The following is a 16,296-nucleotide window of genomic DNA, read 5'->3' as shown; positions in this document are numbered from 1 at the left end:
GTATCTTTTTGGTGAGCATACATTTACCTCTCTGTACTATAGATTTTTTCCGCAAAAAAAATCGTACAGGAAAATGTATGCTTTTTCAATATTTACAAGGGTTATAGCGTTTTATATACCCACACAAACTAACGAAGAGCCAAATCTTTATTATAGTTCCGAGGAATACATTAGAAGTAATCCTGTTAAGGTCCTTGAATTTATGAAAAAGAACATATATCTTCTTGGGGCTTCACGGATGGCAAAAGAGCGATTTCTTCTGGAAGAAATAGAGAAACTAAATAAGATATCCTTTGATAATGGTATAAAGGAAGAAGACCTTAATACGCTGATCAAGATTGCCGGCACCTACGCGAAATTTGATTATCACGTGGCAGCAGATATCACCTCTGATAAGGAGGATGGAGATGTGACTATAGAGGGTTTTGCAGCTGAAACCAGTCAGTACATGTCAGAGCTCTTTACCATGGATTCCGTCATTGGACAGTACCATGGAGAAAGGGAAAATAAAAATAAAGGTGGGCAAGACATTCTCCATACCGGTTTCACTGCATATTATAACAGCGATAAACCTTTCGCTACGGATGTGGTGGAGAGCCTGAAGGTGTATCTGAATGCCGGACTTAAGAGATATCATGGACAGTTGTCGAAGGCTGCACAAAATTAGAGTTATCATAGAACTTTAGCATGCTAATGCAAAAAATAACCCCTCAGGGGGCGGATATTAAAACTCCTTCGGGACAGGAAAAAGAAATAATTAAGTATTTATTAAATTCAGGACAGATGCTAACGAAATATTATATTATATAATCAGGTATTTATCGGAAGGAGCATCTGTCCTATGTCAGTTTTTACAGTTACGAAAAATGAAGCTGAGGCTTTTAAAGATTTTTTTCCTGAAGATATATATAGCAATATTGGAAAAGAAAACTACTACACCCTGGGGGCTTTTGACGACGAGGAATTCGTTGCAGGAGTCCTGCAGTTTTTTGTGGGATTTGATGAGAATAAGGGGACTTATTCCAAAGTATGTTATCTCTATGTCCAGGAGGACTTTGTTGACAGCTTTATAGCGGCTTCGCTTCTTGCTGAGTATGAGTCCATAGCTGCTGAAAGCGGCATTTCTTACGATCTTATGGAGACGATTGATGATTCCAGCGTGTATGTATTTGCATCGTCGGCAAAAAAGTTTTGGGCAAAAAAGACTCTCGATCACGTTTCCCCTAAAGATATCTATAGCATTTCTTTCATTGAAAATCTCGAATTTATCAAAATAAAAAAACAGGTTGCCAAGGGAACTGTGCTTGAGCAAAAGCGCTTTTATGAGGACGAGATCAGTTCATTTTACAAGGCTAAGGATGGATGTGCTTTGCTCCTTGTAAAAAAAGGTAAGCTTGAAGACCTTGTTATGACTTATATTGACTACGATAACCCCGATATAGATGAAAAACTGACAGGTCTTATTTCCTACAGCGCCAAAAGAGCCATGGATCTGTATGGCGAGGATCAGTACATCCGCATTGAATGCGGCGACTATGACTCCCTTACAAGGTTTGGCAAAGCATTGCCGGATATTTTGCCACAGTCTTTTATTGACCAGGACTGAATCATATTCGTATAAATCACAAATTGAACGATTTATTACAAACTGACAGAAAAATGTGATTGTGAGGGCGAAATATGGATACTCAGAAACTATATAGCTGGACCAGACAACAACAAAATATGGACATTGGCGTAATTGTTGATGAGATGGAAAAGAAACAGGCCCAGGACATGCTTGATAAGCAGCAGATGAATGCTCCTGAAATGAAGTTTTTGGATAAAACGCTGCAAAAAAGTGACGAGCCAGTAGCGCCTGTCATCATGGACAGAAGGGCAAATGTCCCTGCACATATGCCTCCTACCATAGACATATTCAGTCAAAAGCAGTCACTTGTCAGAATGGCAAACTATACCTTTTATTCAAAGGATGGTACTGCACATAAGGGGTCAAGGAATAAGCCCTCCAAGAAATATATGAAGCCGATCCTTGATAATTTAAAGCGCATTGATGAGCTTCTTAACATGCAGTATGACCCCAAGAATATTGACAAAGATAAGGACGAGATAGAGAAAATGTTTCGTAAGACTATCCTCGCCTGTGAAGACTATGTAGCAAACAGAAATCCCTGGACATCTGAGGGAAAGGCGAGACTTCAGATGGTCAAGGATTTTCAGGCTCAGCTTCAGCATGAGTCAATAATGTTTACCAATACGGTGCAGCAACTTGAGAAAAAGACCCTGGAAGAAAATAACGCAGAAAATGAGATAGGCGAAAATGAGATAAAACAAAACTCAGAAAAGCATGGTTCAAAAGAGCAAAAACAGAGCTGGCTTAGCATCCTTGCAAAAGTCAGAACTGAGGAGATCAAAGATGGAGAAAATGGCTATAAGGTTACAATTGGAGGAGCAGGAACATCCAAGATCTATATCGTGGAGAAAGATGGCAAAAAGCGCTATTTTAAAGGAAACGAAAAAATACCAAATGGCAATTACTACACGAACCTGGACCTTTCAGTTAATGAGCTTAATAAGGTTGGAGATGATACAAGTAAAAGAAGAGCTGACTACTTAACCGTAATAAAACAGGCTATAAAAAGCCATTATGCTACTGATGAGGATTTCAGGATTGATGTTGCCAAAAATAAACCTCAAGGTATGGGAGGACTTGTTGCATTCATCAGAGCGAAATTAGCAGGCGACAAAAAATTAACTGAGATTTTCAGAGTGATCGATATAGAGTTTACAAAGCATCAGAAATATGAAGAATCTGATATGTATTTTATTGATAATGAGCTGCGTGAAGCATTAAAACGTTCGACATGTTGTGGTATAGCAACAAAGCATGCACTTATCGATCCAAAATCTGAGATTTCCAAGAGAAATGTTGCAACCAGCAGAATGGCAGAGCTTTTGGGGATTGGTGATATGGTTGCAAAATCAGTAATGGCAGATGTCATTATCAATGGAAAAAAGATGAGTGGCATTGCCATGGAGGAGGCTAAGGGACAGAGTACAGGCCTTGCCCATGATCAAGCTGCAAAAAAACAGAAAAGAACCAACTATTCTCCAAATGCTTTCAGGCAGCTTCTCAATCTTCAGATTTTTGACATCATCTGTGGTCAGGTGGACAGAAATGGCGCCAACTACCTGGCTGAGGAAGAGGAGATTGAAAAAACAGATATCATTGAATTTACCAAAATAAAAGCAATAGACAATGATATGGCCTTTGGAAATCTAAAATATAATGATCTTCTGGATAGAGGCGATGACGGCTTGAACCGCATGAGGAACATTGAGTCTATGGGCGAATTGCATGTACCTGCGATGGATAAGAAATTTGCCGACAGCATCCTTGCTCTGGACGCGGAAAAGATCAACTATGCACTATGTGATGTTCTGAGCATAGAGGAAAGAGAAGCTCTTATAGACAGAGTGAAAGGTGTGCAGAAAGCTATTAGAAGAAGACAGGATTATGAGAAAAAGCTAAGAAGAAAAGATCCAAAGGCTGTGTCTATGTTTGTTGAAGATGTTGAGGGACAGGAAAACTGGAAAAAAGCCTATGAGAGATTTGCTAAAAAAGTAGTAGACATGAAGGAACAGGATAAGAAGAATGTAGAGAATATCCAGGCACAGATAAGGGAAATAGAGGAGAACACTGGCTACAAAGATGATTTCAAGAGATCGAAGATAAAAAATCTGACCAAACACCTAAAGAATGCGCAAGAGCGCACATACAATTTCCTTAATCAAAAAACCTATTTTCTTAGTTTCAATGTACTTGATAAGTGAGGGCTTTTATGGATACAAAAAAGCTTTACAACTGGACTGCCAAGCAGTCAGAAATGAATATCGGGATCCTTGACAGCAAGGAAGAAGAGCAGGAAGCCCAGAACTATCTAAATGCTCAGAACCAGAAGCAGATACTTGATAATGGGCAGGATATCTTTGCGAGCAATAAGATAAAGGACCCTGTTATTGACGAGCCACTTATCCAGGATAAAAGGCAGGATGTTGAGGCCAATATTCCTGCGCCTGTCAGTGTTTTTAGCATGAAGCACTCCCTTATAAGTGAAGGAAAGTACACCTTCCTTGCTAAGGATGGCACCTTTAAAAAGGCGAAAAGAACAACGCCATCAAGCAAGTACATGCAGCCAATCCTTGATAAGCTTAAAGACCTTGACACCCTTCTTGAAGGGAAGTTTGATTCAAAGGATCAAAATGCTATCCATAAGTGTTTTCGTGACACTATTTTGGCCTGCGAAAACTACATAGCAAACAGAAATCCCTGGACAGCCGAAGGAAAAGCAAGGCTTGCGATGGTAAAGGACTTTCAAAAACAGATACAGACTGAGTCTATTCAATTTGCCGATAGAGTGGAGGAACTGGTCAAGGGTGACCAAAAGCTCCTGGAGGGCAAAACCTGGCTAAGTATACTTTCGGAAGTCAGAACGGAAGTTATTGAAAATAACAAAGACGGTGCTGAGGTTGAAATAGGTGGTGCCGGAACTTCAAAGGTGTATATCATAACAAAGAATGGTTCTACCCGCTACTTCAAAGAAAACGAGAAGGTACCTAAACGCAGTGTCTTTCAGCTGTTGAGTGACAGAACCAAGACTTTTAAGAAAAAAGAAGATGATACCAGCAAGCGCAGGGCAAGATATCTGGAGATCACCAACAAGACATTAAAAAAGCTATATGGAGACGAAAGATCTGTCCTTATGGCCCTTTTCAACGACGGAAAAGAAGATTGGGAGCTTGCGTCGTTGCTTAGAAACTGGGCTAGGCTGGATCGCAATTTTGGCGAAATGATGGATGAGATCGAAGACAACATGTCCGGTTTGGAATTCTCGAAAATGACAAAAGAGGAACAGGAACAAAAAAATGACCAGCAATTTCTTCTGGATACCCTCAGTGAGATGAAAAAAAAGTCCAATCTTTCCATGATGGCTACAGATGGAGCAAAGATCGAGAATAGCGCGGAGATCTCTAAACGAAACGTGGCTACCAGCAGGATGGCCAAGCTTTTGGGACTTGAGAAGCTGGTCGCCAAGTCAGATCTTGTAAACTTGGTAGTTGATGGCAAGAGTATGCAGGGCATTGCAATGGAGGAGGTCAAGGGAAAGAATGCCACTGATATACAGGCAACAGCAACAGCAAACAAGAAAGAATCCCGCTATTCAAACAGTGCATTCAGACAAACCCTTAATCTTCAGGTGTTTGACATCATATGCGGCCAGATAGACAGAAATAGGAGCAATTACTTGTGCGAGACTCAAACGGAGAATAAAGTTACGTTTATCACAAAGATCAAAGCTATAGACAACGATCTTTCTTTTGGAAATCTGACCTATAATGACATATTAAAAACAGGCAAAAATGGAGAACAGTGCCTTAGGAATATTGAGTACAAGAACAAGCTGGCAGTTCCATACATGGACGAAGATCTGGCTAACAGGATCCTTGGCATAAAGCTCGAAGAGCTAAACTACACTATGTGCGATATTCTAAGTAAAAAGGAGAGAAACGCACTTATAGACAGAATAAAGGGAGTACAGAAGCTTATCCGCAAAACGAAAGATCAGGAAAATAAGCTAAGGGCCAAAGGGCGATCAGTTGACTCTGTATTCATCGGCAAGGATGACTGGCCAAAGGCATATGCGAAATACCAGAGTAAGGTCAGAAACGATCTACTGAATGCTCAAGATCCAGAAAAAGTCAAGGATTTAATTGAGAAGACTTCATATCTTGATACCGATCTCATATACCAAAAAAATTTTTAGGAGGCCTGAATGAACATTATAGAACTTACAGAAGATAATGTTGAAGAGTACATGGAGTATCTTTCTGAAGATGTTGCGGAGAACATTGGCAGAACCTTTTATAGCGGTCTTGTGGCTACTGATGACCTTGAAAGTCCGGTAGGAGGGATCATCTGGAGATATAAGAATATGCTAAGTGACTCTGACAAGGAGAGCCATATAGAATGGCTGCAGGCAGAGGATCAGGAGTCCTTCGATGGACTTTTTGATAAGTATGATCGGGAAGTAAAACAGGAGGGCATAGTTCGATCATTCTTTTGCCTTCCTGCAAAGACCAGCCAGGATCTTAAGAAAATGCTAAAGGAAAGGGGCTTTACTGTAAACCTCATGGAGGGGGACAGTATTACCGCCAAGCTCTCTGAGATAGCTGATATCAGTGCCTTCTCCAAGATAAGCATTTCAGACGCTATAATGCCACTGCGGAGTGCAACCCAGAGAGGCTTTTCAGCTGCTGTCAGCAGAACCTTGGTGCAGGGGCACTATGGGACCTGTGAGGACCTTGCATACCTTCCAAGGCTCTACTTTGAAAATGATGTATCCTGCTACGCTGAGATCGACGGTCAGATAGTAGGAATGTTACTCCTTCACAGGACACCATCGGAGCAGCTGGAGGTAGTGCTCATGCACGTGACCGGAAAAGAATCTGTGAAGCTCCTTCCACAGATGATCAAGCAGGCAGTTGAAAGCGCCTACGAATCCTATGAACCTGATACCAGGATAATCATTAACCGCCACGATTATGCTTCACTGGCTCTGGGAGAGAGATTGTTTCCTCGAGGCTTTGGAATACCTGTATATGAAGGTGAAAGGACGGAAGGATAATATATGGATTTTAAGCAAAAAGAGATAAACAAGCAAAAAGAGATAAACGTAGGAGTTCCTCAGGAGCAGGCGGAAATAAAACAGTATTCTTTAGAGGAGTTTCTGGGAGATGATTATGCCCAGCTTGAGCAGAAGGAGCAAAACCTTCAGGGCGACATGGCAGCAGGTGAGGCCCTTGTCCAGAAAAAAGACATACTAAAGGATTTTGAAGTAATAGAACTTCCCAAAGAAGTGAAAGCAAAATCCCTTGATGAGACCTTTGAGGACGCCTATAAGGCTGCTCATATCTTTGAAAAAAAGACTTCAAAGATGAAGAAGAGCACCTTAAAAAAGCGCAGGGCAGAGTATGCTCAAAAGACCACAGAGCAAAAGACTATGCTTGATGTTAAGCAAAAGGTCAATGCTTTAAAGAGCGGCCCCACAAGAGATGCTATCCAGAAAGAGCTTACAAGTTTTGCCCGCAAAAAGAAACTTGATTCCAATACCCTGTCTGATTCATATCTTTCAAAGCAAATGGATCAGCTCATGTACTTCCAGGAAAAAGACGAACTGACTATAGATGATATGGCGGTGGCCTACGCGGATATGAACCTTGACCTTAGGAACTGCACTGCTGATAAGGTCAAAAATCTTAGTGAAGAGGAAAAGGGGGCTCTGTCAGACAGGTTTACTGGCAAGATGGCGCAGTATGAAAAGCTGCTTCATGAGGCTCTTAGCTGGAAGGTGGAAGACTTCGCTTTTAAAGATAATCATTCTATGGCAAAGGACCCAGACCTTGCAAACAAGATGAAGAAGCTAAACCTGGTTCCTGCCATAAAGGCTGCACTTGAGGATTATCAGATGGCCATGGATAGCGGAATGATGGATTCTTTGAGAAAACGTAATGGCAGTCTTGAGAATGTGAAGTCGATAGTTCCTCCGGAACTTTTAAAAGAGCTTGAATCAAAAGTCGATTTTTTTGAAAGAGCCCAGGAAGAGTATGAAGCCAGGATAGACCTTATGAGCAACAAGTATTATGCCCTTTTGGGTAAGTCTGACACAGCAAATCTTGACGTCTTACAGCTAAACAAACTGGGACATCGCGAGAGCAACATGCAGGCTGATGTTGAACTTGTTGCGTATTATGACGCTATCCGCAGGAACCGCATTATCAGCGGCAGTCCCCGGAGCCTAAAGGGTAAAAAGCCAGATCAGGTCCTGGATAGGATCAAAAAAGAGAGAGGCGAAAAGACAGATAAGGCTAGTAAAAAAGCCATAGGTGACAGGTTCAAAGACTGGACCTTGCAGGCGCAGGGAGGTTTTAAAGACGACATCAGAAAAAGGGTTCAGTTTAATGTTAGTAAAGGTAGCCTGGGAGTACTAAACTTTGATTTCAAGGATAAGGATCTTATAGCCCATGAAGTTAAAACTATAAATAAATCTATTGGGGCAGAACTTGACGATAAGCAGCTTAACAGGCTTGTCAAAGCCTTTCCAGAAAGGCTCAAGGCATGCAAAAATGCAACAACGCTGGTGAAGAACGGCAAAGATCTTATGACGTCAATTTCTGATAAGTTTATGAAGCGCTTAAACGAGGATTTCCCAGACGGGTTTAACCGCGATGTCAGAGAGGAGAGAGAGGGTCTTGCGGGGTATTTTATGGATCCGCGATTTGCGAAAATGAGCGAAGATGACCAGTACAAAATAGTAAAAACGGTCATGCTGCCCTTTACCAGGAAGTATGACACAATGACTGAAGCAGAAAAGAAAGCTGCTTTAGAGGCATCGGATAATCAGATCCTTAAATTGTTCAAAGATGCTCTCGAAGGCGATCGTCAGGAGAAAATCCTTTCTAAATACAAAAATGCTGAGGATTTTGTAAAGAACTGCCCTCAGAAGGATTATGATTATATTTTAGGCCTTAGACATATAGGCGGCTGGTGCAACCAGTTTCTGTTTGAAAACCGTCGTAAGGATTTGGATTCTGTGACTGCTAAGCTTTCAAAAGATGAACATAAAAAACTCTTTGTACATCTTAAAAGTGCCGCCTATGGATTTGACAACGGAATGGTTCAGGAAATCAATAGAATGACCAATAAGAATTTCGCTTTTCTGGATGATGCCACTATCGATAAGATCGCAGAAATGCGAGAAAGATATCGTAGGAGCTCTGAAAAGGAGAAGGAAAATAATATTGCACTTAAAGCTGTTGGAGGAAAAAAGATCACTAAGAGCCTGGAAGATATCTTTACAACACGAAGACACGCACTCCAATATAAGGGCAAAGTGCGTATTGGCGACAATGTAAAGAATATGATGGAACAAGACGAAGCTGATTACATAGCACGCTTCGGTGATAGCGAAGAGAATAAGGAAAAGGACAAGAAGAAGGATAAGGCGGAGGCCAAATGATCTATACAATAATAAATGACACAAATATTGAGCATTTTGAGAACATGCTGTTTATGGAAAATCACACCCTGGGCGTTCCGGTGATCATGCTTGGGGTGGTTGACGGCCATATTCCTGTTGCAGCAGCTGCCATGGAGATAGACGGCGATGTTGGCCGGATCATCTCGATCTACGTCAAGAAAGCCCACAGGAAACAGGGAGTTGGAAAAGAGCTGACAGATAAGCTCATAACTCTCGCCAAAGGCCTTGATGTTAAATTCCTTGAGGCAGATTTTGTACCGGAAGAAGAGGGTGTAAAAGAACTTTTTGAATCAGAAGCTTTCACGGTGTTTGATGGCACATGCTACAACTACATATTTTTGGATGAACTCATTACGTCCAAGAGGATCAAAAAGATAATCTCAGCAGCAAAGGATGCTCCAAAGTGCACACCGTTTAAGAACTTTGCAGGCAGGGGAAAAAATCTTATCCTCCACAATATGTCTATAAAACCGCAAGACGTAGATATGTCAGAAATTTCTGAGAGCCTGTCTGCTGCAGTGTGCGATGAGTCCGGCTCTCCCGTGGGCTGTGTTATTGCATCCATGGAGGATCAGGATGTTCTGATCCATTACCTGAGGGCTACAGACAATGACCCCAGGTACCTGGCGGCTTTGATAGACCATTTGTATAGCAGGCTTTCCTCCAAAGGTGGATGTGGTCTTAGGGTGTGCTATGTTGAGGATACTCCCGCCAAGACAGATTATGTGCTTCGGATAGTGGGGGAGAATACTGACTTACAGACTGATGTGGCTATATTTCACGCGGTATGTGAAATGGCCTGACAATGGCCTGGCACTCAGATAATGCAGGCACAGAAACAGCAAAATAAGGACAAAAAAAGAGGCTTCGGAAACGAAACCTCTTTTCATTTTGTTATCTTAAGTTGTCAGTATATGCGCCGGTTTAGCCGATAGCTTTTTTAACGGCCTCAAGAACACGGTCTGCCTGGAAAGGCTTAACGATAAAGTCCTTGGCACCAGCCTGAATAGATTCAATAACCATTGCCTGCTGACCCATAGCAGAACACATGATGCAAACCGCATTAGGATCTGCAGCCTTGATTCCCTTCAAGGCTCCGATACCATCAAGCTCAGGCATTGTGATATCAAGAGTTACAAGGTCGGGCTTCAACTCATTATATTTCTCGATTGCGACTTTTCCGTTCTCTGCTTCGCCAGCAATCTCATATCCGTTCTTGGAAAGGATATCCTTGAGCATCATACGCATGAAAGCGGCGTCATCTGTAATGAGTATTCTTTTTCCCATGTTGAACCTCCAAAAAAGTATTTTTAGTTGCTGAAAAAATTAGAGCAATTATTTTTGTGTTTTACTATGGTACATAATCTATTGTACCACATGTTTCCTAGAATGCACGTAAAATCGGTATGTCAAAAATAAAAATTTGATAAAATACGAAGAAACCCTTGTAAAATGGGGCTGTTATTTCATGACTGGAAGAGTTGTGTCGTAGTTGTAATCCCCATTGTTGACCACCTGCCATTGGGCAATATTCTTGCTATTGTCTAAATTGAGTGAGTTTTTCGCACTATTGACAATTAACGCAATATCAAGCGATTGATTATCGCTAATTGGTATACTTTCCCTAATTATACCATCAACTGCTCCTGTTTCATACCCTGAATTTACAGCTGCCACAAAGGCGTTTCCCTGGTGACAGGCGCTGTAGTAGCTCTTTTGCCTCTCTGAAAGGTTGTTACTGAGGTTATAGTCTGCCTTGGAGCCAGCCAGGGTAAGTGTGGCAAAAGAGATAATGGATAAAACAGTAAAGATCAAAAGGATAGAAGCTGTTCCCACGTGAGAACCTGAGGCTTCATTTCTGCTCATTATTCTTCCTCCTTTCCGATATAGGTATCAATGCTGTTTTGATAAAAGACCTGTGAAGGATCCTGTGGGATATCAGAAAGGACTTCAGAGCCTCCACGTATGTCTAAAACAGCGATGGTTCCTGTTGCTGCTTTGCCTACAAGCTCCACGCCGTAGGTGTTTACGTCGGCGTAGACTTTACTTGCATCTTCAATCGAAGACTTAAGGATCACTTCGTAAGAAGCGTCTGAAAGGCCCTGTTCCATGGGCTCCCAATCCTTGTCAAAGATAAGGACAAGACTTGAAATGCTGTCATCTTCCAGAGATTTGCTAAGGTATGCATCGGGGTAGAGACTGGCAATCTGCTCAAGGTCTCCGTTTTTTGATACATAAACCTCAGAGAGATTCTGAGTCCACATGATGGCATTCTCAAGATTTCCTGTCTTTTCAGCTAAAATGTGGGCAGAAGCAAAAAGCCTTACGCAGACAGCTGCAGAAAGGGAAAAGAACATGATTGCCACTATGAGTTCCATAAGGAACAAACTTAACTGTGAACTACGTTTGTTTTCCATTTTGGTGCTTAATTGCTCCTTCTTGTTATGTACAGGTAATCTTCAAGACCATCGCTCATGACAACATCTGCCCTAAAGAGTCCCTCAGATACTTCTTCTACATCAAAAGAATCTACCTTGAGGATCTTTTGCCCTGACTGTGGATAAAAGCTTCCAAGGTCGGATCTGGCAAACAGCTCCATAAGATTACCGTCATAGTCGTAGATGTAGGTGTTATATGCTACGCCTTTTATCTCTTTTGTGAGAACCAGGGCGTTTTCTCCAAATATTTCTTCCACACGGACCTGTCCGCCTTCATCAGCCTGCCTTACCTTTTCTGTGATATAGGCGCAGGCTATCCTGTGAGAAGAATTGTCCGCCATTTCTCTCACGTTCTTTTTGTAAATGCTGGCTCCAATGGCTATCACTGAAAGAGATGACAGCACAAAAAGTAGCAGCAGGCAGATTACAAATACCGTATCAATTGTGTGATTTTTCTTTTGATCCTGTTTCATTTATTTACCTCAGGATTACCGTGTAATCCGGATAAAGATTGGCTGCTATAGGCTGGTAGTCCACAAAGAACACGTTCTTGTCGTAGGTAAGTCCGTAGTGGTCCTCCATGTAGGACAGAGACGGAGGATACATACCCTCTAGGGCATAGCACTGGACTATATCCCTGGAGATGGCATTTTCAAGGGACTCCTGCTCCTTTTCTATAGAGCTTCTTCCTGAGTACTCAACTGCCTGAATAAAGAATACTGCAATGAGCACAAAGATCACCACGGAGATCACTCTGTAGAAATTTTCAGAGGGCAATATGGAAATACTGGTTTTATCAAATCTGTTTGCCATAAATCTGCCTCATTAACCGATAGTTGACATGATTCCAAGAAGAGGAAGGATCACGGACAAAAGGATCATTCCTACAATTACTGAAAGTATGATAACGAGAGTTGGTTCAAGAACAGAGATAAGAGAGTAGATCCTCTTTTGGGTATCTCGTTCAATCCTCTCAGACACACGTCTCATGGCCTGGTCCATGGAACCAGACTTAAATCCAACAGATACCATCTGTGAGTAGAAAGAGCCAAAGATCTTGGCTTTTTCCAGGGCTTCAGGGAAGCTGTCGCCGTCAAGAAGAAGGTTTCTGCAGTTTTCTATCTTGTCCTTAAGTTCATCGGAAGCTACAAGCTTTTTTACAAGAGACAGGCCTTCATAGGTGTCCATACCACTTGAAAGGGTCAGTACCATGCCACTTGCAAAGCGCTCGGTGTCGATCTCCTGCATAAGTCTCTTGGTTGGTCCGAACTTCCTAAGAAGCTTTCGAAGGTTGGTCTTGCCGCTTTCAGTCATTGCAAAATATATAAAGCAAAGTGCCAGAACAACTAAAATGGCGATCATTACAAATGAGTAGGTGTTAAGGGCATTGCCCAGGTTTAAAAGAGACTTTGAAAAGCCGCTCATGCTGGTTCCAAGCTGCGCAAATACCTGGTCGAAGATCGGAAGGACCTTGGTGATAAGTACCAGCACAACCACAAGCATCATGAACACCATGATAAGAGGGTAGCTGACAGCGCTCTTTATGCTGGATTCGATGTTCTCTTCCCTGTCGTAGTAGTCTGCAAGGGACTCCATAACAGTGTCCATGCTTCCTGATTCCTCACCAATGGTCACCATGTGGATCACGTAGTCAGGAAACACCTCACTCATGGAAAGAGCAACATGGAATTTTTCTCCGCTGTGGAGAACCTGGCTTATGGAGTCATAGATCTTTTTTGCGGAAGCATCCTGAGTGTCCTGTGCCAGAATGTCAATTCCATCTCCGGGAGCAATTCCCGCCTGCAAAAGCAGTGCCATCTCCCTGCAAAAACTTGAGATTTCGTAGCTGTTTAGTTTTTTGAGTTTAGAGTTAGCGCCCATTGTGCCCTCCAATTTATCTTCATTAGTAGATATATTTTACAGAGTAGTTCGCACCGTCTCCGATAAATTCCTTAAGTTCCTTGTTCTTGGTGTTGGATGCAAAGGTTGGATCCATAAGTGACCATTCTGTTCCGTCAAATTCGATCATTCCGTTGACCCATCCGATGTCCTCAATGTATGTGGAAAGCCAGGCGTGATATGCGGTTCCGGCGTAGCCGATCTCCATTCTTGTGGGAATCCGCTGGCTTCTTAGCATGGCGGTCATAAGAGAGGAGTAGTCAAGACAGATTCCCTTTTTGGTGGAAAGAACTTCATCCACATTGGGGAGATAACCGCTCTCTACAGTTTCTGCCTCCTCGTGATCATATTCGATGTTGGCGATTATGTAGTTGTAAACCTCTGAAACCACTTCGATATCTGAGTCGCAGATATAAGCAAGTTCCTCAGCCTTGGCTATTGCCTTTGTGGAGCTGTCAAAGGTGCAGTACTGGTTTGGATAAAGGAACGGCGAAAATTCATTGGTGATGGTCACGTCGATCAGCTGTGAAAATGCCTGGGAATACTGGGTTCCCTGAATGTTTTCAAAGACGTTTATCATGTACTCGCCATTGCCGGTCTGAAGAGGGAAGACCTCAGGCTTTTGCACACCTGACTGAAGGTCATAGGTGTAGGTCCTCTGACCCGGGCCTGTGATCTGAAGCTTGACCTTAGGGGATTCTCCGATGTAGGTCACGACAACGTAACCTTCGGAGGCATTGGATGCATCAAGTCTTGCGTATTCATTCTCGTAGACAATCTCCCCCGGCGCTTCGGGCACAAGACAAACAGGAGTATTATCGCGACTTCCTTTTTCCCTCGTTACTTCCGGATCCTTGTACTGAGGTGGAGCGGTCTTGGTGGTGGAGACACCGATAGGAGTCTCTTCCTGTCCGCATCCATAAAGGAAAGTCATGGCAATACCCATGAATACACAAAGCAGTGCGTATGATCTTTTTCTTTTCTTTGTGAAAAAAGTATTCATGCTTTACGAAAGTGCCAGTGGCATTTCTCTTATTTTTTGGTATCCCAAAGAGATTATCTCTGAGATCTTTTCCTTGTGCTCGTCTTTGTTAAGTACTTTTGAATATCTTACTTCAAGAGGGGATCCTACATTGAGCTCGTTGTAGCCCTGAATCCGTCTGCCCAGCTCTGAAAGAAACCTGTCAGCTTTAGCAGTATCGCAGTCCTCTAAAAGAACTATGTACTCGTTTCCGCCGTTTCTTCCAACGTATCCGTAGCCGTCAGCCACGTCTTCAAGGATTGATGAAAACTCGGAAATCAGGTAATTGCCGTTCTTGTGGCCCTCATTTACATTGATGTTGCCAAGATTCGCGATCTGCATCAGGAAAAATCCCGTATCAGGAAGCTGTTCTTCGTTGTTGAAGCTTTCTATTAAAAGGTCACAGCTGTATCTGTTGGGAAGACCAGTTAAGTGGTCAAGAAAGGCCAGGTTATTAAGCCTTCTCCTAATGGAAACAGTGCGGCTTAGGATAAAGAAATCAATAATTATAGATAGGATATAAACCACGAGGCATATGGCTACTAGTATGAAAAAAGCTGTGGGATTGCTGTCTGTAAACTCCTTGTAAAGAGCTTTGTCACGGATAAAGAGAATTGCCAGCGCAGCAGCCAGAACAACAGCTACCACCAAAGAAACCACCTTGTAGATAAAGATTGAATTATAGACGTTAGCTCTTTTGCTTGTGTTATAAAACTCGGGCTTCATGGACTTTCTCCCATGTGATTTAATGTTCGGATTACTAATAACTATTCTACTATATTTAAGGCATCTAATCAAAGCATATGAGGGATGGGATTTCTCTTTTCGAAGGTAAAGTATTCTGTAAATCCGCTCTCTAATGCTATCTGGCGCATCCTGTCAAATCCGCAGGCAATTGTTTCAGGTTTGTGGGCATCTGAACCGAAGGTGATGATCCTGCCTCCAAGCTCTCTAAAGCGCAAAAGGGCAGCAGGACATGGATTTGGATCTGCGTAAAGGTCTTTGCTCAGGACTTTGGAGTTGAAATCAAGGCCCTTGTCGTGGGAGATGAGGTACCTTAAGATATCGTCAATCTGGTCCTTAAAGCGCTCATAAGAATAGGTGGTATCACCTTCTGGAACGTAGCGGCTTATGTAATCCAGGTGACCAAGGACATCGTAGTCGTCAAAGAGCTTTATGTTTTCAAGAGTGGCATCAAAGGTCTTTTTAAAGATGTTCTCTACGCTGTCTCCCTGCCAGAAGTCTGGATAGAATGGATCTTTTTTACCCACCAGATGGATGGATGCAATGACAAAGTCGAAATCATTTTCTTTTACAAAAGAGAGATTGTCACCGGCAACCTGAGTCTGCATGCCAACTTCTACTCCAAAACGGATTGTTATCTTATCCTTATATAATTCCTTGTATTTTTGGTATTCACTGCGGTATGAGCTAACGTCCAGGTTAAAGGGATCCTCTGGAAGGTCAAAGCATTCGGGATAATCAAGGTCTAAGTGATCAGTAAAACATATTTCTGAAAGACCAAGCTCTATAGAACGCTTTATCATATCCTCCATGGGAGCCTTACTGTCCCCGGAATGATGAGTGTGCATATGGTAGTCAGAAAGTATTGCCATGACAGTCTCCATTTTCATTAATTTTTTCTTTAGTTATTCTAGCATATTTTTAATATTCTCACTTGATTTATGGCTAAAAGTCGAATAGAATAGAGATTGCTGATAAATTATTATCAATTCAGATTGATATAGGAACAGCAACCTATTTATTAAATTCATTTTAGGAGGAACTTAAAATGGCAGTAAAAGTAGCAATCAATGGTTTTGGCCGTATTGGTCGTCTT

General features: G+C 42.1%; 16 protein-coding genes. 7 read left to right on the top strand and 9 right to left on the bottom strand.

What is annotated here, in order from left to right; all coding sequences use genetic code 11:
* Positions 1–202: 202 nt before the first annotated feature.
* The 7 genes from J6I68_RS14125 to J6I68_RS14095 all read left to right on the top strand — a co-directional run bounded on the left by J6I68_RS14125 (position 203) and on the right by J6I68_RS14095 (position 9,901).
* On the top strand, positions 203–667 hold the full coding sequence (locus J6I68_RS14125; protein ID WP_292221255.1) for a hypothetical protein: 465 nt from the start codon (positions 203–205) through the stop codon (positions 665–667).
* A gap of 174 nt (positions 668–841) precedes the next feature.
* On the top strand, positions 842–1,606 hold the full coding sequence (locus tag J6I68_RS14120; protein WP_292221253.1) for a hypothetical protein: 765 nt from the start codon (positions 842–844) through the stop codon (positions 1,604–1,606).
* A 74-nt stretch (positions 1,607–1,680) separates the two neighbouring features.
* Positions 1,681–3,834 carry a hypothetical protein gene (locus tag J6I68_RS14115; RefSeq protein WP_292221251.1) on the top strand — a complete coding sequence of 718 codons (2,154 nt, stop codon included), beginning with the start codon at positions 1,681–1,683 and terminating at the stop codon, positions 3,832–3,834.
* Positions 3,835–3,842: 8 nt separating this feature from the next.
* A complete protein-coding gene (locus J6I68_RS14110) occupies positions 3,843–5,825 on the top strand; it encodes a hypothetical protein (protein ID WP_292221249.1) in 1,983 nt (660 codons plus the stop codon).
* 9 nt (positions 5,826–5,834) lie between these two features.
* Complete coding sequence (locus J6I68_RS14105; RefSeq protein ID WP_292221248.1) at positions 5,835–6,686, top strand: hypothetical protein; 852 nt, start codon at positions 5,835–5,837, stop codon at positions 6,684–6,686.
* A gap of 3 nt (positions 6,687–6,689) precedes the next feature.
* Complete coding sequence (locus J6I68_RS14100; RefSeq protein WP_292221247.1) at positions 6,690–9,077, top strand: hypothetical protein; 2,388 nt, start codon at positions 6,690–6,692, stop codon at positions 9,075–9,077.
* Positions 9,074–9,901: a GNAT family N-acetyltransferase gene (locus tag J6I68_RS14095; protein ID WP_292221246.1), complete on the top strand. Its 828-nt coding sequence runs from the start codon at positions 9,074–9,076 to the stop codon at positions 9,899–9,901. Before J6I68_RS14100 ends, J6I68_RS14095 begins: the two co-directional genes overlap by 4 nt.
* A gap of 121 nt (positions 9,902–10,022) precedes the next feature.
* Here the strand turns inward: J6I68_RS14095 and J6I68_RS14090 are convergent, their stop codons facing one another.
* The 9 genes from J6I68_RS14090 to J6I68_RS14050 all read right to left on the bottom strand — a co-directional run bounded on the left by J6I68_RS14090 (position 10,023) and on the right by J6I68_RS14050 (position 16,072).
* Positions 10,023–10,385: a response regulator gene (locus J6I68_RS14090; protein ID WP_022764589.1), complete on the bottom strand. Its 363-nt coding sequence runs from the start codon at positions 10,383–10,385 to the stop codon at positions 10,023–10,025.
* A gap of 174 nt (positions 10,386–10,559) precedes the next feature.
* Positions 10,560–10,964, bottom strand: a complete 405-nt coding sequence (locus tag J6I68_RS14085; RefSeq protein ID WP_292221244.1) for a hypothetical protein — start codon at positions 10,962–10,964, stop codon at positions 10,560–10,562.
* Complete coding sequence (locus tag J6I68_RS14080) at positions 10,964–11,515, bottom strand: hypothetical protein (RefSeq protein ID WP_292221242.1); 552 nt, start codon at positions 11,513–11,515, stop codon at positions 10,964–10,966. The genes J6I68_RS14085 and J6I68_RS14080 overlap by 1 nt, the downstream gene beginning before the upstream one ends.
* A gap of 8 nt (positions 11,516–11,523) precedes the next feature.
* The gene (locus J6I68_RS14075; RefSeq protein ID WP_292221241.1) at positions 11,524–12,009 is read right to left on the bottom strand and encodes a DUF4860 domain-containing protein; all 486 of its coding nucleotides are present in this window, start codon (positions 12,007–12,009) and stop codon (positions 11,524–11,526) included.
* Between the two features lie 4 nt (positions 12,010–12,013).
* Positions 12,014–12,349 (bottom strand): hypothetical protein, encoded by a 336-nt coding sequence (locus tag J6I68_RS14070; protein WP_292221240.1) that lies wholly within the window; start codon positions 12,347–12,349, stop codon positions 12,014–12,016.
* Positions 12,350–12,361: 12 nt separating this feature from the next.
* The gene (locus J6I68_RS14065; RefSeq protein ID WP_292221239.1) at positions 12,362–13,417 is read right to left on the bottom strand and encodes a type II secretion system F family protein; all 1,056 of its coding nucleotides are present in this window, start codon (positions 13,415–13,417) and stop codon (positions 12,362–12,364) included.
* Between the two features lie 22 nt (positions 13,418–13,439).
* Complete coding sequence (locus tag J6I68_RS14060; protein ID WP_292221238.1) at positions 13,440–14,438, bottom strand: transglutaminase domain-containing protein; 999 nt, start codon at positions 14,436–14,438, stop codon at positions 13,440–13,442.
* 3 nt (positions 14,439–14,441) lie between these two features.
* On the bottom strand, positions 14,442–15,182 hold the full coding sequence (locus J6I68_RS14055; protein WP_292221236.1) for a GGDEF domain-containing protein: 741 nt from the start codon (positions 15,180–15,182) through the stop codon (positions 14,442–14,444).
* A gap of 68 nt (positions 15,183–15,250) precedes the next feature.
* Positions 15,251–16,072 carry a histidinol-phosphatase HisJ family protein gene (locus J6I68_RS14050; protein WP_292221235.1) on the bottom strand — a complete coding sequence of 274 codons (822 nt, stop codon included), beginning with the start codon at positions 16,070–16,072 and terminating at the stop codon, positions 15,251–15,253.
* Between the last annotated feature and the right edge of the window lie 224 nt (positions 16,073–16,296).

It is taken from the genome of Butyrivibrio sp. (assembly GCF_017940685.1).
GTDB lineage: Bacteria > Bacillota > Clostridia > Lachnospirales > Lachnospiraceae > Butyrivibrio.
Note: the sequence above shows the minus strand (reverse complement) of the source record. Positions and strands in the feature narration are given on the sequence as shown.

Excerpts from the sequence above, each read along its gene's own strand:
- J6I68_RS14125 (WP_292221255.1), top strand. The coding sequence starts at position 203 with ATGAAAAAGAACATATATCTTCTTGGGGCTTCACGGATGGCAAAAGAG.
- J6I68_RS14120 (WP_292221253.1), top strand. The coding sequence starts at position 842 with ATGTCAGTTTTTACAGTTACGAAAAATGAAGCTGAGGCTTTTAAAGAT.
- J6I68_RS14115 (WP_292221251.1), top strand. The coding sequence starts at position 1,681 with ATGGATACTCAGAAACTATATAGCTGGACCAGACAACAACAAAATATG.
- J6I68_RS14110 (WP_292221249.1), top strand. The coding sequence starts at position 3,843 with ATGGATACAAAAAAGCTTTACAACTGGACTGCCAAGCAGTCAGAAATG.
- J6I68_RS14105 (WP_292221248.1), top strand. The coding sequence starts at position 5,835 with ATGAACATTATAGAACTTACAGAAGATAATGTTGAAGAGTACATGGAG.
- J6I68_RS14100 (WP_292221247.1), top strand. The coding sequence starts at position 6,690 with ATGGATTTTAAGCAAAAAGAGATAAACAAGCAAAAAGAGATAAACGTA.
- J6I68_RS14095 (WP_292221246.1), top strand. The coding sequence starts at position 9,074 with ATGATCTATACAATAATAAATGACACAAATATTGAGCATTTTGAGAAC.
- J6I68_RS14090 (WP_022764589.1), bottom strand. The coding sequence starts at position 10,385 with ATGGGAAAAAGAATACTCATTACAGATGACGCCGCTTTCATGCGTATG.
- J6I68_RS14085 (WP_292221244.1), bottom strand. The coding sequence starts at position 10,964 with ATGAGCAGAAATGAAGCCTCAGGTTCTCACGTGGGAACAGCTTCTATC.
- J6I68_RS14080 (WP_292221242.1), bottom strand. The coding sequence starts at position 11,515 with ATGGAAAACAAACGTAGTTCACAGTTAAGTTTGTTCCTTATGGAACTC.
- J6I68_RS14075 (WP_292221241.1), bottom strand. The coding sequence starts at position 12,009 with ATGAAACAGGATCAAAAGAAAAATCACACAATTGATACGGTATTTGTA.
- J6I68_RS14070 (WP_292221240.1), bottom strand. The coding sequence starts at position 12,349 with ATGGCAAACAGATTTGATAAAACCAGTATTTCCATATTGCCCTCTGAA.
- J6I68_RS14065 (WP_292221239.1), bottom strand. The coding sequence starts at position 13,417 with ATGGGCGCTAACTCTAAACTCAAAAAACTAAACAGCTACGAAATCTCA.
- J6I68_RS14060 (WP_292221238.1), bottom strand. The coding sequence starts at position 14,438 with ATGAATACTTTTTTCACAAAGAAAAGAAAAAGATCATACGCACTGCTT.
- J6I68_RS14055 (WP_292221236.1), bottom strand. The coding sequence starts at position 15,182 with ATGAAGCCCGAGTTTTATAACACAAGCAAAAGAGCTAACGTCTATAAT.
- J6I68_RS14050 (WP_292221235.1), bottom strand. The coding sequence starts at position 16,072 with ATGGCAATACTTTCTGACTACCATATGCACACTCATCATTCCGGGGAC.